Genomic DNA, 24,474 nt, shown 5'->3' with positions numbered 1-24,474 from the left:
AGATCAGGCGAGGATCGCCCCACCGCGTTTCGCCAGCACGCGCCCGATCGCATCGAACAGTGCGTCCATCGCCACCGGCTTGAACAGCACGTCGTCCGCGCCGGTCGCCAGGCAGCGCTCGCGCAGATCGATCGCGGTGTCCGCGGTGACGACGATGATCGGCAATGCCGCCTTCGCGTCCGGACGCGCGCGGATCTGGCGTATCGTCTCGAAACCGTCGGTGCCAGGCATGCGCAAGTCGACCAGGATGATGTCGAACGTCTCCGCGTCGATCCGCGCGAGCCCCTCTTCCGCCCAGGCTGCCTCCGCCATGGTCGCCCCGGCCACGTCCAGCATATCTTTCACGACACGCCGGTTCATCGGATCGTCTTCGATGAACAGGATGTTCATCGAAGCGCACCCTTCCGGGCAGACACCAGCGTTCCGGCCAAAGTTTCCATGTCGAGGTGTATTATCGCCCTAAGCCGCCTGCGGAACAAGCGGGTCATTCCCTATCGTAGCAGATTTCCGTGCGGACGTCGGTACAGCACGCTGCACCAATTCCGCTCCCGCAATCGGCTTTTCTATCATCTGTGTTAGGCCGGCGTCCAGAAATTGCGCATTTTCGATCACCTCGCCGCCGCTATACAACAGCGTCGAATGGAGATGGGGCTGCGCCCTGCAGAGAGTTGCAATGCTTTCCAACTTATTGGTCGTTGCAGTTGAGAGCGCGGCCTCGTCAATGACCAGCGCCGCGAACTCTTCCAATTCGAGTAACTGCAAGGCTTCATCAACCGTCTGGGCAAAGCGAACCCGCTCTGCAACCGCTTCGAACAGGCTACGCAGCATTGCCCGGGTGATCGGGTTCCGCTCGAGGATAAGGACGCCTGCGCCGTCGCCAGCGAGAGCAGCGCTCTCGGCCGGGGGCTGCGCGCGAACCAGCGGAATATCCAGCGTGAAGGAAGAGCCCTTGCCGAGCGTACTTGCCACATAAATCTCGCCACCCAGCGCCCGCGCCAAGTTCCGGCATATGGTGAGGCCAAGGCCCGTGCCGCCATATTGCCGCGTGGTGCTGGAATCCGCTTGGCGGAAACTCTCGAAGACTTCCTCCAGCTTTTCGGGGGCGATGCCGATGCCGGTGTCGGAGATCGTCAGGCGCAGCCGCTCGGCTTCACCATCCGGCAAGGTCGCCACCTCGGCACGCATTCCGATCGCGCCCTGCGCGGTGAACTTGAGCGCGTTGGAAAGAAGATTGAACAGCAGCTGGCGTAAACGACCTGGATCGCTGACGATCCAGTCTGGCGCGTTCTCAAGTTCGGTGGTGAAGGCCAGATCCTTCGCACGCGCCGGATCGGTCCAGAGACGCGCAACCTCTTCGGCAAGCGCGCGGAAGTCCATCGGCACGGGATCGACGCTGAGATTGCCGCTCTCAATCTTCGCGACGTCCAGGATGTCGTCGACCAGGGCCCGCATCGTCAGCCCCGCGCCCTGCACGACCTCCAGCCGCTCGCGCAGATCCGGCGCCAGCCCGCGGTCAGTCAGCATCACCTGGGTCATGCCGAGGATGCCGTTCAGCGGGGTGCGGATCTCATGGCTGGTCGTCGCCAGGAATTCCGTCTTGGCAAGCAAGGCCTTCTCCAACGCGGCATTGGTACCGGCAAGAACCGTATTTGCCGCACGAACCTGGTTGCGGCTGCGCCGGATGGTGAACAATCCAACGCTGAGCAGAACGATGACGATGAGCGTTGCAAGCCCGAGCGAGAGGAACAGGACGCGCTGGAAATGCGCGGCCTTGCGCAACTGCTCCGTTTTAAGCCGCTGGATGGTGAGTTCCTGGTTCGCGAAATCGAACCGTGCCGCCATCAGGGCCGCGCTGTTGGTAGTCGCCACCTTGGCGGATTCGTCGCTGAGGCGTTTCAGCGCCTCGAGATGCCGCAGAGCAAGCCGGTCTTCGCCCAGTTCGCGGTAAATCAGATAGGCGAAAAGATGGGGCGTTCGAAAATCTTGCGTGGTGGTATCGAGATCCAGTCCCTTGAAGGTCTGGCCGATCTTGGCAACCGCCTGTGCTTTTTTGCCCTCTTCGTTCGCCAGCTGCGCCGCGGTCGCATTGAGTAGGCGGCGAAGACCGGCAGCCTCGCGGCCCCTCGCGATGGAAAATGCGCGGTCCAGCGTGATCTTGGCAGCAGCGACGTTGCCGGCCTCGACCTGGCTGCGCGCCAGATTGTCCAGCACGCGCGCTTCCAGCATCGGCTTGCCCAACTTGCGTGCCAAAGCGATCGCGGCTTCATACTCGGCATCGGCCTCCCGATAGCGTTCGAGCACGAGAAGGACGTTGCCGCGGCTGTTGTGCAACGTCAGCGAGAGAACGTCATCGGCACTATAGAGCAACGAAGCCTGACGAAAATACCGTTCGGCCCGGCTGTCGTCGTTCGCGATAGCATAGAGGGAACCGATGGATTGCAGCGCTAGCGCCTGACTTCGGACTTCATGCAGTTGTTCATACACGCGGTAGGCGCGCTGGAAGGCAGAAAGCGCATCTGCGGCTTTGTCCTGCGTCATGTAAAGGTTGCCAAGCGAGACCAGAAGATCGCCTTTCAACCGGACAGGACCATCGATGGCCTCAACAACGTGCTGCGCCTGCTGGAGCGACGTATGCGCCGCCGCTAGCTGATCGCTGCGCAATTGCAGTTCAGCGCGAAGCCAGAGTGCCGTTCCGTGCACGAGCGCACGCTGCGCCGGATCGGCTACACCGGAGGCCATCCCGTCGATGCGGTCGATGAGTGGAACCGCGTCGGCAGATTGGTCGACAACCCGATCCCTTGCGGTTGCCACGGCCACTGCAACATCCTTCGGCAATTGCTGGGCTTTGCCCTCTGCTATCCCACAAACAAGCAGGGACAGCGCGGAAACCGCACGGATAAGGCAGTTGGCGGAGCGGCCGCTCACGCCCGGGTCCAGGAACTTCCCGCCCGGAGAAACACCGGCCGGCTCGTCATCGTCTCGACGAGCTGATCCTGCTCACCCAAATAGGTGCAAAGCGCGGCAAAGGGCACTGGACGGGAAATCAGATACCCTTGGATCAGATCGCAGCCCATGACGCTGAGCAGTGCAAGCGCGGCGGGCGTTTCCACGCCCTCTGCGGTGACTTCCATTTCCAGGGCATGCGCAAGATCGATGGTCGATCGCACAATCAACGGGTCCCGATGACTGGAGGTCAGCTGGGTGATGAACATCTTGTCGATCTTCAGCTCCTTGGCCGGGAGCTGCTTGAGATAGGCGAGCGAGGACAAGCCTGCGCCATAATCGTCGATGGCGAGAACAACACCGTGATCGGCAAACTGCTGCAGATGGCGGATCGCGCTTTCGGGATCCCGGATGACTGCCGTCTCGGTGATCTCAAAGCCAAGCTTCGCAGCCGGGTTGGCCGTGATGATCTCGCAGACCTCGTCGATGAACGTCGCATTTGCGAGCAACATGCCCGAAATGTTGAGGAACAGCGGAATATCGTGGCCCAGCGCGGCAAGCCGGCGCTGATCTGCGATCACCTGGCGCAAGGTCCACAGGGTCAGCGGCCCGATCTGCCCTGATTCCTCCGCCGCAGCGATGAAATCGCCGGGCATCACCAGTCCACGCTCCGGATGCTGCCAACGGATCAATGCTTCGACGCTTGCCACCCGCTGTTGGCGAACATTGACCTTCGGTTGATAGTGCAGGAACATCTCGCCGGCGGCGATGGCTCTCGGAAGGTCCGCGATCAGCGTAAGCCGATCGACCGCGCGGTCGATCGAGGAAAGGTCGATAAGTTCAAGACCATTGTCGTCGTCGCTGCGTTCCAGCGCGATTTCCGCGACCTCAAGCAGCCTGAGGGGATCCGCGTCCCCGGCCGAAGCGCAGGCGGCGCCGATTGCGAATTCCAGTTGAACGCCCGCGGCCGGGTCCTGCTGCTGTGCGAGCGCACGGCCAAGCGCCTCTACCCGAGACATCGCGTCCTCGCCGTACGGAACACTCAAGTGAAACTCGATCAGATCGCGCCCCACGCCGATGAGTTCGACACCATCGTTACGATCTGCGATTCGTTGGCCCAGGGCCTCGGCTGCAGCATGCACGCCAACTTTTCCGAGAAGTCGGCGCACTGTCTCGAAATTGGTCACACGGCACAATGCCGAAACGTTCACCCGTTGGCTCACCGAATGCCCTCCCGCCGCCTGCCCGGCTCCCAACCGAATAAAGGACAGATTCGCTAAAAACTACTGCCCCCTTCGGGAATCCGCCCAAAAACCGGCATTTGCGACGAGTTTTCGCCGCCAGCAGGCTCGAGCATCAACCCCGAAATGTCCCCAGAATCCTTGCACGGTACCGATTACGACAAACAATTGAAGGAAAGGTAAATGCCTTCTCCGCCGCGCCCGCGTACGACGGCCTCCGCAGAATCCCCAATTGCGAAATTCTAAATTTTTCATTAACGAAATGACTTGCGCGGAACAGCGCAGAAATGGGAGCCAAAAAAATGACCTTCTTCACCCTCTTCTTCCGTAACGGCGTCGGCGGCACCGAGATTCGTCCGCTCTGACGCACGTGACTGGAGGTCGGCGGTGTCATGCCGCCGACCGAAAGCAGGTTGACGAAAAGGCCCGCCCCCGCGGGCCTTTTTATTTTCCGGCGCAGATCCCGCCTGCCTGGCTGCGCTGCCGTGGGTTGCGGTCACGCTAGGTTCGGCTAAGAGCCTCCAACACCGCTGGAAACAGCTCTCTCGGCACAGGGGAAAATCGTGCGTATTGCGATGATCGGCACGGGCTATGTAGGCCTGGTATCCGGAGCCTGCTTCTCGGACTTCGGCCATGAAGTCATTTGCGTGGACAAGGACGCGCGGAAGATCGAGCTGCTCCACCAGAACGTCATGCCTATCTACGAGCCAGGTCTGGACGCGCTGGTCGCCAGCAACGTGAAGGCGGGCCGCCTGTCGTTCACCACCGATCTTGCCGAAGGCGTTAAGGATGCCGACGCGGTATTCATCGCGGTCGGCACGCCCAGCCGCCGCGGCGACGGCCATGCCGACCTGTCCTACGTTTTCGCGGCTGCACGCGAAATCGCCGAAAACCTCACCAAGCCGAGCGTGATCGTCACCAAGTCCACCGTGCCGGTCGGCACCGGTGATGAGGTCGAGCGTATCATCGCCGAGGTTGCCCCGAACAGTGGTGCCAAGGTCGTCTCAAACCCCGAATTCCTGCGCGAAGGCGCGGCGATCGAAGACTTCAAGCGCCCGGATCGCGTCGTCGTCGGCACTGAGGACGAGTTCGCCCGCCAGGTGATGCGCGAGATCTACCGCCCGTTGTCGCTCAACCAGTCAGCCCCGGTGCTGTTCACCGGTCGCCGCACCAGCGAGCTGATCAAGTACGCGGCCAATGCCTTCCTCGCGGTGAAGATCACCTTCATCAACGAGATCGCGGACCTTTGCGAGCAAGTCGGCGCGGATGTGCAGGAAGTGTCGCGCGGCATCGGCATGGACAACCGCATCGGCGGCAAATTCCTGCACGCCGGCCCCGGCTATGGCGGCTCGTGCTTCCCCAAGGACACGCTCGCGCTGATGAAGACCGCGGCCGACAACGAGACGCCGCTGCGCATCGTGGAAGCCACCGTGCAGGTGAACGATGCCCGCAAGCGCGCCATGGGCCGCAAGGTCATCAAGGCGATGGGCGGCGACGTGCGCGGCAAGACCGTCGGCATCCTCGGCCTGACCTTCAAGCCCAACACCGACGACATGCGCGACGCGCCGAGCCTCTCGATCATCGCCGCACTGCAGGACGCCGGCGCGACGGTGAAGGCTTATGATCCGGAAGGTGTCGAGCAGGCGAGCAAGATGCTCACCGACGTCGAGTTCGTCGCCAATCCCTATGCGGCGGCCGAAGGCTCGGACGCGCTGGTGATCGTGACCGAATGGGATGCGTTCCGCGCCCTTGATCTCAACCGCATCAAGAACAGTCTCAAGGCGCCGGTCCTCGTCGACCTGCGCAATATCTACCCGCCGGCCGAACTCGAGCGCGCGGGCTTGCAATACACCGGCGTCGGCAAGCCGAGCCGCGACTGACCTCCTATCCGCCCCCGCCGCAGGATCGGCCGGGGGCGGGTATGCCGCGATAAACAATAACTAGATCGCGCTGCCCCCAAGGGCTTTTTACATGCCTTTCCATGCTGCAAATGAGCAATATGGATTCCGTGACCGCGTCGCCCGCCCCGCTGACCCATCTTCAGCGGCTTGAGGCCGAGAGCATCCACATCCTGCGCGAAGTCGTCGCCGAGGCCGAGCGCCCGGTGATGCTTTATTCGATCGGCAAGGACAGCGCGGTGATGCTCCACCTGGCGCGCAAGGCCTTCTATCCCGCGCCCCCGCCCTTCCCGCTGCTCCATGTCGACACGACCTGGAAGTTCAAGGCGATGTACGAATTGCGCGAGCGCTCGGCAAAAGCCGCCGGCATGGAGCTGCTGGTCCACCAGAATCCCGACGCCAAGGCGCGCGGGATCAATCCGTTCGACCATGGCGGCCTCCACACCGATTTATGGAAGACGGAAGGGTTGAAGCAGGCGCTCGACAAATATGGCTTCGACGCGGCCTTCGGCGGCGCCCGGCGCGACGAGGAGAAGAGCCGCGCCAAGGAGCGTATCTTCAGCTTCCGCACCGCCAGCCATCGCTGGGACCCGAAGAACCAGCGGCCCGAGCTGTGGCGCATGTACAATGCCCGCAAGGCCAAAGGCGAAAGCATCCGCGTGTTCCCGCTCTCCAACTGGACCGAGCTCGACATCTGGCAGTATATCCTCGCCGAGGGCATCGAGATCGTGCCGCTCTATTTTGCCGCCCCCCGCCCGACGGTGGAGCGCGACGGCATGCTGCTGATGGTCGATGACGAGCGCTTCCGGCTGCACCCCGGCGAAGTACCGGTCGAGCGGTCGATCCGCTTCCGCACGCTTGGCTGCTATCCGCTCACCGGCGCGGTGGAGAGTACGGCGGACACGCTGGAGAGCGTGATCCAGGAGATGCTGCTCACTACCACCAGCGAGCGCCAGGGCCGCGCGATCGACCACGACCAGGCCGCCAGCATGGAGAAGAAGAAGCAGGACGGGTATTTCTGATGACCGCCTACCGCCCCGACGCGCTGATCGCTTCCGACATCTCGGCCTATCTCGAACTGCACCAGCACAAATCGCTGCTGCGCTTCCTCACCTGCGGATCGGTGGACGACGGCAAGTCGACGCTGATTGGCCGGCTGCTGTATGATTCGAAACAGATCTTCGAGGACCAGCTCTCCGCGCTGGAGAGTGATTCCAAGCGCGTCGGCACCCAGGGCCAAGCGATCGATTTCGCGCTGCTGGTCGACGGCCTCGCCGCCGAGCGCGAGCAGGGAATCACCATCGATGTTGCTTATCGCTTCTTCGCAACCGAGAAGCGCAAGTTCATTGTCGCCGATACGCCCGGCCATGAGCAGTATACGCGCAACATGGTGACCGGCGCCTCGACCGCCGATCTCGCCGTGATTCTGATCGACGCGCGCAAGGGCGTGCTCACCCAGACCAAGCGACACAGCTTCCTCGCGCATCTGCTGGGCATTCGGCATCTGGTGGTCGCCGTGAACAAGATGGATCTGGTGGACTACGACCAGTCTGCGTTCGAGCGCATCGTCGCCGCCTACGCAGAATTCGCCCACTCGATCGGCATCCAGCATTTCACGCCCATCCCGATCTCCGGCTTTCAGGGCGACAACGTCACGACGCGCAGCGACGCGATGCCGTGGTTCTCCGGCCCGGTGCTGCTCGACCATCTCGAAGCCGTGAATGTCGATGCTGAGTTAGATCGCATCAAGCCGTTTCGCATGCCGGTGCAGTGGGTGAACCGGCCCAATCTGGACTTTCGCGGATTCGCGGGTCTGATCGCGAGCGGCACCATCCGGCCCGGTGACCCTGTCCGCATCCTGCCCTCCGGTCGCACCAGCACCCTCGCCCGCATTGTTACGATGAACGGAGACAGGGACGTTGCCGTAGCAGGCGAGTCGGTCACCCTAACCTTGGCGGACGAAGTCGATTGCTCGCGCGGCGACGTGATCGCTACCGCCGACGCTCCGCCCCAGACTGCCGACCAGTTCAAGGCCACGCTTGTCTGGATGGACGCTGCCGAACTGCTGCCAGGCCGTGCCTATTGGCTCAAGCTTGGTACCCAGATGGTCAGCGCCGTCGTCCGCGCACCTGAATATGCGATCGACGTCAATACGATGGCGCGCGCGCCGGCCAAGACGCTGGCGCTCAATGACATCGGCGTGGCCGAAATCGCAACCGACCGCCCGATCGTATTCGAGCCCTATGCGGAGAGCCATGATCTCGGCGGCTTCATCCTGATCGACAAGCTGACCAACGCGACGGTCGGCGCCGGCATGCTCGATTTCGCGCTGCGCCGCGCGCAGAATGTCCATTGGCAAGCGGTTGAGATCACGCGCGAGGCGCATGCCCAGCAAAAGGGCCAGCAATCACGTCTGCTCTGGTTCACCGGGCTGTCCGGATCGGGCAAGTCTACCATCGCCAACCTGGTCGAGAAGAAGCTGCACGCGCTGGGCAAGCACAGCTTCCTGCTGGACGGCGACAACATCCGCCACGGGCTGAACCGCGATCTCGGCTTCAGCGATCAGGACCGGGTGGAAAACATCCGCCGCATCGGCGAAGTTGCCAAGCTGATGACAGATGCCGGCCTGATCGTGCTGACCGCCTTCATCTCCCCGTTCCGCGCGGAGCGGGCTATGGTGCGCGCGCTGCTGCCTGAAGGCGAGTTCTTCGAAATCTTCGTCGACACACCCATCGAAGAGGCCGAGCGCCGCGACGTGAAGGGCCTGTACAAAAAGGCCCGCGCCGGAGAAATTGCCAACTTCACCGGCATCTCCAGCCCCTATGAGCCGCCGCTGGCACCGGAGCTCCGTATCGACACGACCCGGACGACGCCCGAGGAAGCCGCCGAACAGATCGTCGAGGCGATCATGGGCGTATGGAGCCCGGTGCTGTGAACGACGCCCAACTGGCCCACGCCATCGCTGAGGAAGCCGGCGCGCTGCTGCTCCGCATCCAGGCGGATTGCGCCGGCGGGGCGCGGGGCGACCGGGAAGCCAATATGCTGATCCTCGATCGCCTGCGCGCTGCGCGACCCGAGGACGCCATCCTATCCGAAGAGTCAGCGGATGATCCGGTCCGGCTCACGCGCAGTCGGGTCTGGATCATCGATCCCCTCGACGGCACGCGGGAATTCGCCGAGCGCCGCGAGGATTGGGCAGTGCATATCGCGCTGGCGATCGACGGCGCTCCTTCGGTCGGTGCGGTCGCGCTGCCCCGACTTGGCGTCACACTGGCGAGCGATACGCCGCCCCCCCTGGCTCCCGCGCAGCAGCCGCCGCGCATGCTCGTCAGCCGTACGCGTGCCAGCCAGCTTTGTGCCGAGGTAGGTAGCTCGATCGGCGCGGTGCATGTCGGCATGGGCTCGGCAGGCGCCAAGGCCATGGCGGTGGTGCGCGGAGAAGCGGAGATCTACCTGCATTCCGGTGGCCAGCACCAATGGGACAATTGCGCCCCGGTAGCGGTAGCGCTGGCAGCGGGATTACACGCATCACGTATCGATGGCACGCCGATCGTCTATAATCAGGCGAGCACCAGCGTGCCCGATCTACTGATCTGCCGGCGCGAATGGGCCGCGCCGGTATTGGCGGCCGTGGCCGGGTGCAATCGTTGGGAAAGCGTTACGGGCTAACCCGGATCGGGCTCGCCCCGAATGTTCGCGGCTGCAGCGATACTCTAGACGCAGGCCATGCGAACGATAGCGCTTCCCCCCGCTCTCTTCGCCGGTAACCGCGTATAGGCCAGCCCTGAACTGACGCAGGGCAAAGCCATTTTGGAGCAAGTCGGCGCTCTGCAAACCGATCCCCCTGCGGAGCGCCGACTTGTTTTCCGATTTGAGAGAACTGCTTGCGCATGATGGGCCGGCCCGCTTCCCTCCCTTGGCGGACCGGCCTTTTTGTTCAGAACGCGTAGGACAGGTTGAGCATATAGGTGCGGCCCACCTCGACATAGCCGCCCTTGCGATCCACCGAGAGCAGTGCCTTGCCGACCCCCGCAGTCGCCCAATAGCTGTGCGAATCGAGCAGGTTCTGCACCGACACACCGGCGGTGAGATGCTGGTTCAGCGTGTAGCTGAGGATCGCGTTCATCGTGGAGACCGGCTGGACATAGGTGTCCGGCTGCGACGAGCGCAGGTCGTACAGCTTGTTGCCGGTGTAGTTGTAGTTCAGCGCGGCGTTGAAGCCGCCATGCACCCAGAACAGTTCGGTGTTGAACATCACCTGCGGCGCCTGCGGCATTCGCTGGCGACGATAGCCGTTCGACACATAGACCGTCGCATCCGCCCGCTGCAGCGTGACGTTGCCCTGGAACCCCAGGCCGTCGAGCACGCCCGTCAGGCCCTTCAGGCTGTACCGCGCGAACAGTTCGACGCCGTACACGCTGCCCTTCGCACTGGTATCCAGCGTGTCGATCTCCACACCGTCAGGCGAGAGCTGGCTGTTCGGCGAAGTCCAAACGTTCAGGTCGCCCGTCTGGTTGGTCGAGCCGGTCGAGAACATCACGTGATTGAGACGCTTGTAGTAGAGCGCCGCGGAGAACATGTCGGTCCCCGCACCCTTGTGCTCGACCGAGGTGTCGACATTCCATGCTTCGACCGCGTCGAGGTTCGGATTGGGAACGAAGATCGACGTTATCTTGTTGCTGTCGTCGCGTGTGATCTGCGTCGGCCCGAGCAGCAGATCGAACGCCGGGCGCGAATAGCTCTTGCGCACGGAGAAGCGATATACGGTGTTGTCGCCCGGGCGGTAGGAAGCGATCAGGCTCGGCAGCCACTCGTCGTAGCTGCGGGCGCTGGTGGTGAAACCCGCGGTCTTGCCATTGTCCTGCCAGTAGCGGCCGTGGAACCAATTGTGCTCGTAGCGCACGCCCGGCGTGATGGTCAGGCCGCCGAAGCTGAAATTGGCAAGGATATAGCCGCTGGCACGATGCTCCTTGCCGTCCAGTCGGTTCTGTTCGAGCAGCACGGGATCGATACCCGGAAGCTTCGAAAGCGACAGCTTGGCGTTCTGTGCTTCGATCCAAGCATGATCGGGGATGTAGAACGGCACCTGCACATTGTTCATGAAGCCGTTCAGCCGCTTGCCCAGGACGGAGGTCAGCGTGGTGATGTTGGGATCGTTGGCGGTGAAGTCATATTCCAGCGCGCCGTCATCCCCCAGGCTGTTCGAATAGCGCTTGGACGCTTCGTACTTGCCGCCGGCCTGGATCGAGGACAAGCCGTGATCGCCAAAGCGCCAAGTGCCGTCCAACCGGCCCTCCAGCTTCGATTCCCACGAATCCTCGAACTGCGCGGTGGTGTAGCTCTGGGTGAAGGTATCGAGATTGGTGATCGTCGCGCGCGCCTGGTCGCTCAGCAGCACCTGCGGGTTGGTGCGATCGGCGAGGCTGGTGATCAGCTTGTAGGTCGCCGGCCCCGTAGCGTTCGGCCCGATATAAGTGGGGCTGCCCCACTTGGCCTGAATGCGCAGCGGGTAGCTGGTCGCGCCGCGCGAATAGGCACCGTTATAGTCGAGCGTCAGGTCGCCCAGCCGGCTCTCGCCACCCAGCTTGGTGGTAAACAGGCGCTGGTTGCTGTGCTCGGTGCGGAAATAGTTGGTCCCACCGAGGCCGTAGAGCGCCAGATACCCGGCAGCGTCGTAGTTGGACCCAAGCGGATTGCCGGCGTTCGGGTTGGTCTGGCCGGCCGTCAGCCCCACGCTTCGCGCGGCGGTCTGGTCCATCCAGTTCTTCAGGCGGTACTCGCCATAGGTGGTACGGGCGTAGAGATCGGTGCTGTCGCCCTTCCATTCCAGGTTCACCGTGCCGCCGAAGCGCTCGATCTTGTTCTGGAAGATGTTCCACTCGACGCCGACCGGCACCGCATTGGCGAGGTTGTCGCGGATGGCGCCCGGCAGGTTGCCGTTCTGCTTAGTGTAATCCTTGTGGATCGCGACCGACTCGCTGAAGATGTTCTTCTTGCCGTAATAGCCCGAGGCATAGATGCCGAAATTGCCGAACTGCTGCGCGGTTTCGAGCGCGATCGTGCCGCCCCAGGGGTCCTGGTCGCGCGCGGCGGCGCGGCCGGCGATCTGGCCCTGCGCACGGATCTGGAAATGGTGCGCACCGAAATCGAAGGGCGAAGCGGTGCGCAGGTCGATCACGCCGGCGATGGCGTCGCCGTCCTGCGCCGCGGTCGGCGCCTTGTCGACGCGGACTTCGGACAGCGCGAAGGGCGACAACAGGTTCATCGAGATGGCGCGGGTGCGCGCATCCGTCTGTGCCAGGCGAACGCCGTCGAGCTCATAGGCGTTGTAGGCAGTGTCGAGGCCGCGGATCGAGAGATATTGTGCTTCGCCCGTGGACGCGGCATTGCGCGACTGGTCGACCGAGGAATTGAGGCCCGGCAGACGGGTAAGCAGGTCGGCCAGGTTCTGCTGCGGCTGCGCGCGCAGTTCCTCGCCCGAGACGATGGTGACGAGCGAGGCGCTCTTCACCTGTTCCTCCTGCACCGTCTTGATCGCAGCGCGCTGGCCGGTGACGACGATCGTCTCGGGCTCGCGCGACTGGTCATCGGTGTCCGGCGTCAAAGTGGTGATGTTGTCTTCCCGCGGCGTGGCGGCGAGTGCGTTTGCCTGTACGAGAAGCGCGACCGTGCCCCCGCCCAGAAGCAGCGCGATGCGCTTGTTCCAGTGTCCCATTGGTATGTCCTTCGCTGGATATTGGTGCCAGCATGTCCCTGCCGGTCGCCGCAGCCGCTAGCGAAGCCACGCGGCAACTCGGTGTAGTAACGATTTCGTTTTCAGTGTTTTAAATTTACATATTTGCTGCACCGCAGCGTAAGTGACGGAAATTGCTCTCATAATACCAATCGTAAAATTGGTATTCTTTTTCGTCACACAGCTTTCATCACCGCCAGGTACCGGACGGACATGAACGGCTTCCCCCTGCTGCGCTTCGGCGCCCTCAGCGCCATCCTCCTTTCGCCAGCGATGTCCTATGCGGCGCCGGAGCCGGCGCCTCCGGTAGAACGGCTGGTGATGCTGATGCGGCATGGGGTGCGCTCGCCGCTGGACGGCGAGGTCCCGCACGCAACGCGCACCGGCCAGCCCTGGCCGCGCTGGGCAGCGCCCGCAGAGCAGGTGACGCCCCACGGCGCTGCCGCACTGCGCGCCTTGGCCAAGGCCGATCGCCGCTGGTTCGCGGCGGCGGGGTTGGTGCGGGGAACCGGATGCCTCGGTGCAACCGTCAGATTGTGGACCAACAGCTCTCCGCGAACGATCGCCAGCGGGGAAGCCTATGCAGCAGGCTTCTCCCCAAGTTGCGCGCTAGAGGTCGGACACAGGCCCGAAGGCACGAACGACCCTCTCTTCGAACCGCTGGGTGCCCATCCCAAGACGTTCGACGCCGACCGAGCCATCGAGTCGATCAACCGCTACACCCACGGCGCCGAAGCACTGGCACGCCGGCATGCGGTCGGCCTGAAGCTGTTGGAGCAAGTGCTCGCCTGCCCTGCCGGCCCGTGCAGCCCCGTTGAACCATCCACGGTACAAGCCAGCGCCGACGGCCATGGCATCGACCTCAAGGGTCCGATCCGCGCGGCGTCCGGCACGGCGCAGGTGCTGATGCTCCAGTATCTGGAAGGTATGCCGCTGGCGCGGGTCGGCTGGGGCCGGGCTACGCCAGCAAGACTGGAGGTGCTTGGGGCGGTACACGGCGCGCTGTTCGACGTGTTCAGCCGGCCACCCTATATGGCCGCATTTCAGATGGCACCGACGGTCGACTGCATCACCCAAGACCTCACGGCCACAACCGCGCCGAAGGTCGACGTGCTGATCGGCCACGACACCAACGTCGCGGCGCTCGCGGCGGTGCTCGGCGTGGATGTTAAGGCGCCGGGCTTCGCAACCAACGATCCGGCTCCGGGCGGCGGTATCGCCATCGCACTGGTGCGGGCACCCGACGGCAGCTCGGCGGTTCGCCTCTGGTATCGCAGCCAGAGCGCCGCGGACATGCGCACCGCGCGGGATCGCACCGTCTGGACGCCGTTACGACTACGGGGCTGCGACGAGGGCGCAGAGCATCGCTGCGCCCTTCCGAGATTCCTTCAGCGGCTGGCGGATGCCACGGCGCCAGCGCGCGGCTAACGCCCTGCCCGCCTGCGCCAGACGAGGGCCGGCCGTCCTTGGCCGCCCCAGCTACCCGCGCATTGCTCCGGCCCAATGTGGCAACGCGATGGTCAGGCTGTGCCACTAGAGCAAGATCGATCGCGCCTGCCATTCCCGATGGAGGATCGCATATTGCATCGTATTCTCGAACAAGGGCCTACCGGCCGCATCGTTGGTGAACGACACGAATTCCAGGAACCGTCCCTCGCACCGCATGCCCAGGCGTTCGCACAACCGCTGCGAGCGAATATTATGGTCTTCGACATAAGCGTAAATTCGACGCGCTTTTCCTGACGAAAAGAGCTCTTCGAAAAGCGCGGAGGCCGCTTCGAACGCGTAGCCAGCACCGGAATGGTCAACATTGAGATGCCAGCCGATGGACACCGTGTCTCCTTCAAACACCGCAAATAGATCGCCAATCAGCCGGCCGGTGTCCGAACGGCAGATCGCGATATGATCGTCGTCGACCGCCCGCTTCAAAGCCTCGGCCTCGGCTGCTGCGATGTCCGCAACCGCCATGGACAGGAAACAGCTGGCGCGCGGCTGGTGCAGATAGGCGAAAAGGTCAGGACCGTCGCCAGCCCGGAATTTTCGGAGCGTCAAACGCGCCGTCTTAAGAATCATGTGCGTTTCCTGCGGGAAGCCGGATCCGGAGGTAGGCCATCAGGCCGCTCGAGAATATGCCATCGCTTGGTAGCTGGCGAACAGTTCCTCGAAGTGCTGGTCCATCGTCCGGGTCATCGGCGCATCGGCGGTAGCGCGCATCCGGTGGAACATCGGCGTCGTCTCGACAAAATGGGTCAGCGCGTCGCGCAGGCTCACCGGATCGGCGGCGCGATAGAGCATGCCCTGCCCTTCAACGAACTGGTCGGCGGCGCCGCCCTGATCGGGCACGATCAACGGCAGACCGCTCGCGCGCGCCTCGGCCGCGACCATGCAGAAAGTCTCCGCCTCGCAGCCATGGACGAGGGCATCGGAGCTCGCCAGCACGCGGGCAAGCTGCTCGCGATTGCTGGTAGGTTCGAACAGCTGCGCGTGCGGATTGCGGCCGATCGCGGTGATCACCTTGGAACGGGCGGTGCCGGTGCCGATCAGGATCAGCCCCATGGGGTGCCGCCCCGCCGCCGCCTCAGCCGCCTCGATCACCATCGGCCAGCGCTTCTCCGCCGCCAGCCGTCCGACACCGATTAGCAGCGTCGCATCCGGTGCGAGGCCGCAGCTGGCGAGCAGCTCGGCACGAAGGGATTCGTCGCGCAACGCAGGGCCGAAATAGCCGGGTTCGACACCCATCGGGATCGTCACCACCTTGGTGAGCCCGCCCTCGGTCAACCGGCGCGCAAGATCATGCCCCGCCGTCACGACCTGATCGAACCCGTCATCCAGTCGGCGGAGATGCTGCCAGAAGGAAGAGAAGCCCTTGTCGATCGTCTCGCGGTTGGCGATCGTGCCGAACCATCGATAGGCATAGGCCGCCAGCGGATCGGCATGCATCACCAGCGAGCGCGCCGCCGATCCCTGCCAGCGCGCGACCATCGAGGCGCTGCGCCACGGCGACGAAGCTTCGACGAAATCGGGCCGCCAGCGATCGAGTGCCGCGTGCAATGCAGGCTCGTCATCGAAATAGCGGTAGCGTCGGTCCAGAGGCAGCAGGGGTGCCGGGATCGTCGCCAGGATCGCGCCGTCGCGCTCCTCGATAATCTCCTCGCGCTCGCCTGGCGCGAGAATGATGATTTCGTGGCCTAGCTGCGCGCCCAGCTCCATTTTACGACGGACATAGGTTTTTACGCCGCCGCCATAGGGGCTGTAGAAAGCGCAGACGTCGAGGATGCGCATCAATGCGTCTCCAGCAGTTCACGATATTGGCCGAAGCGACCGCCCTTGGTCAGCGCGCCGAGCGTCTTGTCGATGCTCGTCAGCAGTGCCGGCACGGTAACGTCCCCCGGATGCACGCCGAGCCGCATGGCGGGGCGCCGCGGGAGCAGCGCGCGCGCGAGCGCAGCGACGGCCAGCGACGAGGCTATACGGCTCTTGCTGCGACTGGCCCAGGTAATCACCGGCCCTTTGGCGAGCACGCGATCCGCCTGTTGCGGCGCCCACACGCGGAAATGATCCTCGGCCAACGCGAAGCCCAGGTCACGCAGCGCCTCGCGGGCGCCTTCGCCATAGAGCCACGCCGGAGCGATGAAACCGGTAACGGGGCGGCCGATGATGTCCTCCACCAATGCGCGTCCGCGCTCCATGCGATCGCGCGCTGTCGCATAGCCGAGCCCGAGGAACTCGCCCTCACCCGCGGTCATGTGCTTGGCCTTGAACCGCGCGCTGACGGATGCGTGTTCCGACACGTCTCGGTGGAACCAGCCGTGCAGGAACATCTCGATTCCCGAATCCGCCCAGCCGCGTAGCCGGGTGGCGAAGGGGCTGCCGGGCGTCAGCGGCGCCGAGCCCCAATGATCCGGCACCACCAGCATCGCATAGCGGGGGGCGCCGATATGCCGCAGGAACAACTCGGAAAGCTGATCGACCGCGCCCTCGGATCGAGGCCCGACATCATGGATGGATGCGAGCAGGCTGGGGCCTTGGGGCCCGGTGGGGCGGTTCAGTGCGGTCATCGTATCGTTCTTTGCTGCAGGTGCGAGCGATATAGACCGCCGGAACAGGGCGGCAAGCAGGCCGAATTCCGGCTTTTTGTAACGCAGTGATGTCAAAGCATCAAACGTCGCCGCGGCGGCCAATCCGCACCGCGCCTTCCGCATATGCGGCAGAACGACATGACGTGACGACAACGCGCCGGACTTGGGAATGCCTTATCCGGTATCGATGCCGCAGTCCCTCATACCTAGGCATCGGCCACCCCCTTCCGCGGACCAATGGCGCGGGTTGCTCAAAAGGCGAATTCTGGCCGTCATCACAGGCTGTTGGAGTTCGCCATGTCTGACACCGACACCAGCCCCAACGCCCCCACGCGCTTTGTCGAGGCGGCAGACGGCATCCGCTCTGCCTATCGCCGCTACGGGCACCCCGGGGGCACGCCGCTCATACTCCTGCCACGTTTCAGCGGCGACCTCGACACCTGGGATCCCGCATTGCTCGACGCGCTTGCTGCGGAGCGTGAACTAATCCTCGTCAATAATCGCGGTGCCAGCCGCACCAGCGGTACCAGCCCGCAACTATCTCCGAAATGGCGCGCTACCTGCTGGCCTTCATCGACGTGATTGGGCTGCCCCATATCGACCTGCTCGGCTTCTCGCTCGGCGGGTTCGTCGTCGCGACCGGCCCGCGAGGCGGACCGAACGTGCATGGCTGGCGCAAAGACATCGCAGATGCCGTCCGCAAGGACGTGCCCGGCGCCGCCGAACTGCCCCACGCTTTCTTCGAACCCACCGCGACCAGTCGGGCTGCCGGCCGGGATTATCTCGGTCGATTCCTCGCCCGCACAGAGCATCGCGACGTTGCGGGCAGCATGCAGACCCGCAACGTCCATTATGACGCGGTAGGCGCCTGGGGCGTGGCCGATCATACCAAGCTCCAGCGCCTGCAGAGCATCCGCCAGCCGACCTTCGTTGCCAACGGCGATGCCGATGCGATGATCCCGCCCAGCCCCTCGCATTTGATGGCCGACCTGCCCCCACAGGCCGAGGTGAAGATCTACCCCGATGTCGGCAACTGCTTTCTGTTCCAGCACCACGCCGAATTCGCCCGCGGCGTGAACGCATTTCTCTCCGCCTGAAGGAAAGTCCATGACCACCGCCACGACCACTACACCGACGCTGGAAACCATCACGGTAGACGGCATTCGCATTCGTATCCGCAAGGGCGGCCGGAGCGAAGGGACGCCGCTCTTTCTCACGGCGCCCTATCCCGAAAGCATCCGCGCCTTCGACAGAGTCTGGGCTGAGCTCGAGCAGCTGGGGCCGGTGGTCGCCGTCGACCTGCCCGGCTTCGGCCAGTCGGACGTTAGCGCAAGCCTGATGTCGCCGCAGGCAATGGGCGCTTTCCTGCCGGTACTGCTCGACATGCTGGAACTGGAGCGCGTGCATGCGATCGTACCCGATATCGGCACGCTTGCGGCACTGTTTGCCGCCCTCCAGCACCCGAACCGCTTCGAAAGCATCGTCGCCGGCAGTGGCGGAATTGCCTTGCCCCTGCTCGGTGAGCCACTGCGGCAGATCGTCGCCAGCAGCCGCGCAGATTTTGCCGGTGTCGATGGTGGCGAGCAGGTAGTGGGCCTGATCCGTTCGACCGCACGCGTGCCGATCGCGGAAGAGGTGCTGGAGGATTACCGCCAATCCTCGGCAGGCAGCCGGTGGAACGAAGCCGCGGATTTCGTCCGCGCCTATACCCGCGATCTTCCGCGCCTCGGCGAGATTCTGGACAGCATTGCCACGCCGGTTCTCGTCATCTCGGGCAAGGATGATCCGTTCGTGCCGACGTCGAACGGCGAGTTCCTGCAAGAGCGGCTGCCGCATTGCGTCCACGAGGTGGTCGACAGCGGGCACTTCGTCTGGGAAGACGCCGCGCCCCGCTATGCCGAACTGATCGTCAACTGGGTGCAGTCCGGTTATCGCCAAGCCTGAACGTGACTGCCGGGCGCTGCCTCTGGGCCGCGCCCAGCCTATCCGTCAGGCAGCAACCCTCGCGGCCAAACCCCAGCCGAGACGCGCGCGGATCGATACGAGCGCGGCCACCAGCGTGCGGATATGCTCATCGTCGTGGAATGGTGTGGGCGTGATGCGCAGCCGCTCCTGTCCTACCGGTACGGTGGGATAATTGATCGGCTGGACGTAGATTCCGTATTCCTCCAGCAGCGCCGTGCTGATCGCCCGACAGAGATGCGCGTCGCCTACCATCAGCGGCACAATATGGCTGGCGCTGTCCCGTGCGACGGGCAGGCCCTCCGCGGCGAGCGCAGCCTTCAACCTGGAAACGGCGGCCTGTTGCAGCGACCGCTCGCCATCGCTTTGCCGCAGGTGCCGCACTGCCGCCAGGGCACCGGCCGCGAGATGCGGGCAGAGCGAAGTGGTAAAGATGAAGCTCTCGGCAAAGCTGCGGATCACGTCGATCAGCAACGCGGGCCCCGCGACATAGCCGCCGATGACGCCAAAGGCCTTGGCAAGCGTGCCTTCGATGATGCTGATCCGGTCCGCCAGCCCCTCGCGCTCGGCGATGCCGCCGCCATGCGGGCCGTACATGCCGACGGCGTGGACCTCGTCGAGATAGGTGATGGCGCCGTATCGGTCGGCGAGGTCGCAGATCGCGGCGATCGGCGCGATGTCGCCGTCCATCGAATAGACGCTCTCGAACGCGATGATCTTCGGCCGCTCCGGATCGACCGATCCGAGCAGTTCCTCCAGATGCGCGACGTCGTTGTGGCGGAAGATGAAGCGCTCGGCACCCGAGCGGCGAATGCCCTCGATCATCGAATTATGGTTGAGCGCGTCCGAGAAGATCGCGCAGTTCGGCAGCAGCCGACCCAGCGTGCCGAGCGCGGCCAGGTTCGAGATCCAGCCCGAGGTGAACAGCAGCGCCGCCTCCTTGCCGTGCAGCCCCGCCAGTTCCTGCTCGAGTGCGACATGCTCGCGCACCGTGCCCGAGATGTTGCGCGTGCCGCCGGTTCCCGCGCCGGATCGGGCGATCGTCTCATGCATCGCTGCCAGCACCTCCGGGTGCTGACCCATGCCGAGATAGTCGTTGCTGCACCAAACGGTGACTTCTCGGGTGTCGCCCTGGGGCCGATGCCAGAGCGCATGCGGAAAGGCGCCGGCGATGCGCTCCAACTGCGTGAAGGTGCGGTAGCGGCCGTCCAGCCGCGTAAGGGTCAACAGGTCTTCGAAGAACGCATTCGTGTCCATGCGTCGGCTCCTTTCAGGGATGCAGCCACCAGCGGATCACGCTGGCGACGATGCCGAGGGCGGATACGCTGAGGGCCCAGATCAGCACCATCCAGCCCAACCGCTGCCACAGCGGCGCGAGCGGCCGGGCGGGCATCAATGATAGCCCTCGGTCACGGTCTTTCCCCGGAACACGTAATAGGCCCAGCCGGTATAGGTGAGGATCAACGGCAGGATGAACACCGCGCCGACCAGCATGAAGATCTGGCTGCTCTGCGGCGCGGCGGTGTCCCAGATGGTAAGCGCGCGCGGCACGACATAGGGAAACATGCTGATCCCCAGGCCGATGAAGCCGAGGCCGAACATCACCAACGCCAGCAGAAAGGGCAGACGTTCGCGGCCCCGCTTAAGGCTCCAGAAGAACAGGAAGGTGGCGATGCCGGTGGCGAGCGGCACCTGGGCGGTGAACAGCACGCCCGGCATACGGAACCAGCGGTGCCAATAGTCGATCGCCAGGAACGGCGTGGCCAGGCTGACCGCAGCCATGGCAAGGATAGTCAGGATGCCGAGCGTGAACGCGGTGCGCCGGGCATGGTCCTGTGCATCCCCATGCGTCTTGCCGATCAGCCAACTCGCGCCCAGCATCGCATAGCCGATCAACAGCGAGACGCCGGTAAGCAGGCTGAACGGAGTGAGCCAGTCGAAGCTGCCGCCCGCATAGGCGCGGTCGACGACATGAATGCCCTGCAGCACCGCACCCAGCATCACACCCTGCGCGAAGGTAGCGACGACGGAGCCGATGCAGAAGGCGAGATCCCAAGCCGGGCGGTGGCGCGGGTCGCGCCAACGATATTCGAACGCCACGCCGCGGAAAACGAGGCCGAGCAGCATCGCGATCACCAGCGGATAGGTGGCGGGCAGGATCACCGCATAGGCGAGCGGGAATGCGGCCATGAGCCCGCCCCCGCCCATCACCAGCCAGGTTTCGTTGCCGTCCCATACCGGCGCGATCGAGTTCATTGCCTGATCGCGCTCTGCGCCAACCTTCAGCGTGGGAAAAAGGATGCCGATGCCCAGGTCAAACCCGTCCATCACCACATAGGCGAAGATGGCGAAGGCGATGATGAACGCCCAGACGGTAGCGAGATCGGGATTAGTGAGCATCGCCGCTGACTCCTTCGAACGCGGGTGCGGGGGTGATGCCGGCGGCGCGCTGCGGAATGGCGGCCGGCTCGGTTTCGTGCGGCGCGGGCGGCTTGGACATCAGGCGCAGCAGGTAATAGGTGCCCGAACCGAACACGATGAAATAAACGATCACAAAGCTGGCGAGCGAGGCCGCGACGGCGGAAACCTGGAGCGGCGAGTGCGACTGCGCCGTCCGCAGGAAGCCATAGACGGTGAAGGGTTGCCGCCCGACCTCGGTCGTTACCCAGCCGGCGATCACCGCGACGAAGCCGGTCGGCCCCATCAGCACCGCCAGCCGGTGAAGCCAGGGAGCATCGTACAGCTTGTGGCGGACGCGCATCGCCAAGCCGAACAACGCCAGCCCCAGCATGGCGAAGCCCAAGCCCACCATGATACGGAAGGTGAAGAAGACGATGGGGACCGGCGGAATGCGATCGTCCCGCACGCTGTCCAGGCCGCCCAGTGCTGCATTGGGATCGTGCTTGAGGATCAGCGACGACATCTTCGGGATCTGAATCGCATAGTCGATGCGCTTGGCCGCCGGATTGGGGATGCCGAACAGGATCAGCGGCGCGCCGTGCGGGTGACTTTCATAATGCCCCTCCATCGCCATGATCTTCACCGGCTGGTGTTCGAGCGTATTGAGCCCGTGCGCGTCGCCGGCCAGGATCTGGGCCGGGGCGGCGATCGCAACCATCCACATCGCCATGGAGAACATCTTGCGCGCGCCCAGATTGGTGCGGTCGCGCAGCAGGTGCCAGCCGCCCACCCCCGCCACCACCAGCGAGGTGGTGAGATAGGCCGCGATCACGACATGAACCACGCGATAGGGAAAGCTGGGGTTGAAGATGATCGGCAGCCAAGACGCTGCGGGCACGAACTGACCCTTGTCGCTGATCACGAAGCCCGCCGGAGTCTGCATCCAGCTGTTGGTGCTGACGATCCAGGTGGCCGAGATCAGCGTTCCCAAGGCGACCATGGCAGTGGCGAAGAAGTGCAGCTTCGGCCCTACCTTGTTGATGCCGAACAGCATCACGCCCAGAAAACCCGCTTCCAGGAAGAAGGCCGTCATCACCTCATAGGCCATCAACGGCCCGACGATCGGGCCCGCCTTGTCCGAGAATACCGACCAGTTGGTGCCGAACTGATAGGCCATCACCAACCCGGAGACGACGCCCATGCCGAACGCCACCGCAAAGATCTTGAGCCAGTATCGGTAGAGATTGGCATACACGCCACGCCCGGTCTTCAGCCAGAGCGCCTCCAGCACCATCAGGAAACTGGCCGTGCCGATCGAGAAGGCCGGGAAGATGAAATGGAACGACACTGTGAACGCGAACTGGGCGCGCGCGAGTAGAAGGGCTTCGTCTCCCATGGCAGGAAACCTCCCGAAAAGAGTTGCAGCCTGCCGAAGCAGGCGGGGGTCAGTCGAGCCGCCTAGACGAGCGCGATTTTTCGCGTCACGTCGGGCGTGGTAAGTGCACCCAGCAGTCGCAGCGCACGCTCCAGCCGGTCGCGTGGCGTTGATCCGCCGATGGAAATTCTGAGTGCGGGCGGGGCGCTGACGGGCTCCACCGCGAAGGCGTCGCCTGCCACCACGGCCAAGCCCTGCGGGCGGAGCGCGTTGACGATCTCCGCCGCGTTGGCGCCGCCCGGGAGCGGCATCCACAGATGATAGCCTTCCTCCTGGGAGTGGAAGCTGCCGGGGCGCAGCACGGAGCGGGCAATTGCCTGCCGCGCCCGCGCCTCTGCTCGCATCGCGGTGCAGAGCGTATCGAAGGTGCTTCCGTGCAACCAGTCCGCTACCACCGCCACATTGAGCGGCGGGGCCATTACTGCGGTCTCATGCAGATCCGCGGCCAGACGCCAGGCAGCCGCCACATCGGGCGCAGCCACCCAAGCCACGCGCAGGCCGGGCGAGAGGATCTTGGAGACGCTTGCAATGTGCCAGCTACGCTCCGGTACCAAGGAAGCGATCGGCGTCAGCGGCCGTTCGGGCAGCAGGCCATAGGCATCGTCCTCGATAAGCTTGATGCCGTGGTCGCGGATCACTTCGGCCAGCGCGGCACGCCGGGCCGGGCCCATGGTGGCGGTAGTCGGGTTGTCGTTGGTCGGCACCAGATACACCGCCGCCACCGCCCCCTCGGCGCAGGCGATGGCGAGGGCATCGGGCAACATGCCCTCGCCATCGCTCGCAACCGTCCGCAGCCCCAGGCCATAGCGCCTGGCGACCGAGAGCAGACCGGGATAGACGAATGCCCCCACCGCAAGCACGTCGCCAGGCTGGAGCTCGGTGCTGATCACCGCATGCAGCGCATGCTGACCGCCAGCGCTGACAAGCACCGTATCTTCCTGCGCGGGAACACCCCGGCCGCGGAGCAGCGCCGCACCGGCTTCGCGCGCGAGCGCCATGCCGCCGCGCGGCTGGTAATGGAAAGGTGCGGGACCATCGCTGCGGCCGAGCAGCTGCGCCACCGAGGTGACGAATGCCTTTTCGAGCAGCCGGTCCGGCGCCTCGGGCGGGGCGTTCATACCGGCATCCGCGGGTTCCTTGTACAGGATCCCCGCCGGCTCGCTCTTGCCGCGGACGAAGCTGCCCCGCCGGCCGTCGCCTTCGATCAGACCCAGACGCTGTGCTTCGCCATAAGCGCGGGTGATGGTGGTGAGGTCCACGCCCAGCGCCTCCGCCAGCATGCGCTGCGGCGGCAGGCGGTCGCCCGCATTGAGCGTGCCTGCCTCGACATCGCGGGCAATTGCCTCGGCGATGGCGAGATATTTCGGACCCAGGGTTCCGGTGATGTCGGGTTTCCAGCCTTGCATGGCCTTCTGCCTAACCGATCCCATACGTAATACCATACAATGCGCGCATGACCGGCCTCAATCTCGGTGCTGCGCGAAACCGTCGCGACCGCGCAGCGCCGCGCGGGCCACGTCGCCGCGATCGTGATAGGCCAGCATCGCCTCGCACGGCTCCGCGTCCCAGAAATCGGGATCAGCATAGCAATGCAGGGCACGTTCCAGCAGCGCAACGCGACTGCCTGCCCGCTGCACCGCGAGCAGCGCAGTACGGACCTCCAGAAAATCATCCCCCTGTCCGCGCACGACCATGTCGGCCTCGGCCGCGCGGCCGGTTTCGGCAAGCACCGCCGCGGCGGCCTGCCGTGCAAACTCAAGCTGGGAGAACAGCGTATTCACGA

Annotated in this window: 21 protein-coding genes; 8 read left to right on the top strand and 13 right to left on the bottom strand. The window is 64.3% G+C overall.

The features are described from left to right. Window positions 1–3 precede the first annotated feature (3 nt). The 3 genes from A7X12_RS02815 to A7X12_RS02805 form a co-directional block, all read right to left on the bottom strand. Window positions 4–390 carry a response regulator gene (locus A7X12_RS02815; RefSeq protein ID WP_064310130.1) on the bottom strand — a complete coding sequence of 129 codons (387 nt, stop codon included), beginning with the start codon at window positions 388–390 and terminating at the stop codon, window positions 4–6. Window positions 391–459: 69 nt separating this feature from the next. Continuing rightward, entirely contained in the window at window positions 460–2,925 is a 2,466-nt protein-coding gene (locus tag A7X12_RS02810) for a tetratricopeptide repeat-containing sensor histidine kinase (protein ID WP_157105485.1), read from the bottom strand. Continuing rightward, window positions 2,922–4,166 (bottom strand): putative bifunctional diguanylate cyclase/phosphodiesterase, encoded by a 1,245-nt coding sequence (locus A7X12_RS02805; protein WP_232318295.1) that lies wholly within the window; start codon window positions 4,164–4,166, stop codon window positions 2,922–2,924. Before A7X12_RS02805 ends, A7X12_RS02810 begins: the two co-directional genes overlap by 4 nt. Before the next feature lie 581 nt (window positions 4,167–4,747). Here A7X12_RS02805 and A7X12_RS02800 point away from each other — a divergent pair. The 4 genes from A7X12_RS02800 (at window position 4,748) to A7X12_RS02785 (ending at window position 9,751) form a co-directional block, all read left to right on the top strand. After that, a complete protein-coding gene (locus A7X12_RS02800) occupies window positions 4,748–6,064 on the top strand; it encodes a UDP-glucose dehydrogenase family protein (RefSeq protein ID WP_064310128.1) in 1,317 nt (438 codons plus the stop codon). A gap of 119 nt (window positions 6,065–6,183) precedes the next feature. Then, the gene (gene cysD / locus A7X12_RS02795; protein ID WP_064310261.1) at window positions 6,184–7,104 is read left to right on the top strand and encodes a sulfate adenylyltransferase subunit CysD; all 921 of its coding nucleotides are present in this window, start codon (window positions 6,184–6,186) and stop codon (window positions 7,102–7,104) included. Beyond that, window positions 7,104–9,017 (top strand): sulfate adenylyltransferase subunit CysN, encoded by a 1,914-nt coding sequence (gene cysN / locus A7X12_RS02790; protein ID WP_064310127.1) that lies wholly within the window; start codon window positions 7,104–7,106, stop codon window positions 9,015–9,017. The genes cysD and cysN overlap by 1 nt, the downstream gene beginning before the upstream one ends. After that, window positions 8,999–9,751, top strand: a complete 753-nt coding sequence (locus tag A7X12_RS02785; protein WP_064310126.1) for a 3'(2'),5'-bisphosphate nucleotidase CysQ — start codon at window positions 8,999–9,001, stop codon at window positions 9,749–9,751. The genes cysN and A7X12_RS02785 overlap by 19 nt, the downstream gene beginning before the upstream one ends. Before the next feature lie 268 nt (window positions 9,752–10,019). Here A7X12_RS02785 and A7X12_RS02780 read toward each other — a convergent pair whose 3' ends face one another. After that, complete coding sequence (locus A7X12_RS02780; protein WP_064310125.1) at window positions 10,020–12,797, bottom strand: TonB-dependent receptor; 2,778 nt, start codon at window positions 12,795–12,797, stop codon at window positions 10,020–10,022. Window positions 12,798–13,028: 231 nt separating this feature from the next. Here A7X12_RS02780 and A7X12_RS02775 point away from each other — a divergent pair, with 231 nt between their 5' ends. Then, window positions 13,029–14,243, top strand: a complete 1,215-nt coding sequence (locus A7X12_RS02775; RefSeq protein ID WP_232318293.1) for a histidine-type phosphatase — start codon at window positions 13,029–13,031, stop codon at window positions 14,241–14,243. A gap of 105 nt (window positions 14,244–14,348) precedes the next feature. On the opposite strand, the gene A7X12_RS02770 is transcribed toward A7X12_RS02775, so the two are convergent. Genes A7X12_RS02770 through A7X12_RS02760 form a run of 3 tightly spaced genes read right to left on the bottom strand, consistent with a single transcriptional unit; the run spans window position 14,349 to window position 16,873 of the window. Next, window positions 14,349–14,888 carry a GNAT family N-acetyltransferase gene (locus A7X12_RS02770; RefSeq protein WP_064310124.1) on the bottom strand — a complete coding sequence of 180 codons (540 nt, stop codon included), beginning with the start codon at window positions 14,886–14,888 and terminating at the stop codon, window positions 14,349–14,351. 39 nt (window positions 14,889–14,927) lie between these two features. Next, window positions 14,928–16,097: a glycosyltransferase gene (locus A7X12_RS02765; protein WP_064310123.1), complete on the bottom strand. Its 1,170-nt coding sequence runs from the start codon at window positions 16,095–16,097 to the stop codon at window positions 14,928–14,930. Next, complete coding sequence (locus tag A7X12_RS02760) at window positions 16,097–16,873, bottom strand: polysaccharide deacetylase family protein (RefSeq protein WP_064310259.1); 777 nt, start codon at window positions 16,871–16,873, stop codon at window positions 16,097–16,099. The genes A7X12_RS02765 and A7X12_RS02760 overlap by 1 nt, the downstream gene beginning before the upstream one ends. 318 nt (window positions 16,874–17,191) lie before the next feature. On the opposite strand from A7X12_RS02760, the gene A7X12_RS25820 reads away from it, so the two are divergent. Genes A7X12_RS25820 through A7X12_RS02750 form a run of 3 tightly spaced genes read left to right on the top strand, consistent with a single transcriptional unit; the run spans window position 17,192 to window position 18,838 of the window. Further along, window positions 17,192–17,476 carry an alpha/beta fold hydrolase gene (locus A7X12_RS25820; protein WP_198161841.1) on the top strand — a complete coding sequence of 95 codons (285 nt, stop codon included), beginning with the start codon at window positions 17,192–17,194 and terminating at the stop codon, window positions 17,474–17,476. Then, on the top strand, window positions 17,443–17,991 hold the full coding sequence (locus A7X12_RS02755) for an alpha/beta fold hydrolase (RefSeq protein WP_198161839.1): 549 nt from the start codon (window positions 17,443–17,445) through the stop codon (window positions 17,989–17,991). Before A7X12_RS25820 ends, A7X12_RS02755 begins: the two co-directional genes overlap by 34 nt. A 10-nt stretch (window positions 17,992–18,001) precedes the next feature. Further along, window positions 18,002–18,838, top strand: coding sequence for an alpha/beta fold hydrolase (locus A7X12_RS02750; RefSeq protein WP_064310122.1), 837 nt, complete (start codon window positions 18,002–18,004; stop codon window positions 18,836–18,838). Between the two features lie 45 nt (window positions 18,839–18,883). On the opposite strand, the gene hemA is transcribed toward A7X12_RS02750, so the two are convergent. The 6 genes from hemA to A7X12_RS02725 form a co-directional block, all read right to left on the bottom strand. Beyond that, window positions 18,884–20,113: a 5-aminolevulinate synthase gene (gene hemA / locus A7X12_RS02745; RefSeq protein ID WP_064310121.1), complete on the bottom strand. Its 1,230-nt coding sequence runs from the start codon at window positions 20,111–20,113 to the stop codon at window positions 18,884–18,886. Between the two features lie 13 nt (window positions 20,114–20,126). Next, the gene (locus tag A7X12_RS24915; protein WP_084444999.1) at window positions 20,127–20,249 is read right to left on the bottom strand and encodes a DUF2474 domain-containing protein; all 123 of its coding nucleotides are present in this window, start codon (window positions 20,247–20,249) and stop codon (window positions 20,127–20,129) included. Further along, the gene (gene cydB, locus A7X12_RS02740; RefSeq protein ID WP_064310120.1) at window positions 20,249–21,256 is read right to left on the bottom strand and encodes a cytochrome d ubiquinol oxidase subunit II; all 1,008 of its coding nucleotides are present in this window, start codon (window positions 21,254–21,256) and stop codon (window positions 20,249–20,251) included. The genes A7X12_RS24915 and cydB overlap by 1 nt, the downstream gene beginning before the upstream one ends. Then, window positions 21,246–22,652: a cytochrome ubiquinol oxidase subunit I gene (locus tag A7X12_RS02735; RefSeq protein WP_064310119.1), complete on the bottom strand. Its 1,407-nt coding sequence runs from the start codon at window positions 22,650–22,652 to the stop codon at window positions 21,246–21,248. Before A7X12_RS02735 ends, cydB begins: the two co-directional genes overlap by 11 nt. 62 nt (window positions 22,653–22,714) lie before the next feature. Continuing rightward, window positions 22,715–24,097, bottom strand: a complete 1,383-nt coding sequence (locus tag A7X12_RS02730) for an aminotransferase-like domain-containing protein (protein WP_064310118.1) — start codon at window positions 24,095–24,097, stop codon at window positions 22,715–22,717. A 57-nt stretch (window positions 24,098–24,154) separates the two neighbouring features. Further along, window positions 24,155–24,472, bottom strand: coding sequence for a hypothetical protein (locus A7X12_RS02725; RefSeq protein ID WP_084444997.1), 318 nt, complete (start codon window positions 24,470–24,472; stop codon window positions 24,155–24,157). Between the last annotated feature and the right edge of the window lie 2 nt (window positions 24,473–24,474).

Source organism: Sphingomonas sp. TDK1 (assembly GCF_001650735.1).
Lineage (GTDB): Bacteria > Pseudomonadota > Alphaproteobacteria > Sphingomonadales > Sphingomonadaceae > Sphingomonas.
The sequence above is the reverse complement of the archived record's forward strand: the minus strand, read 5'-3'. Positions and strand labels throughout refer to the sequence as shown.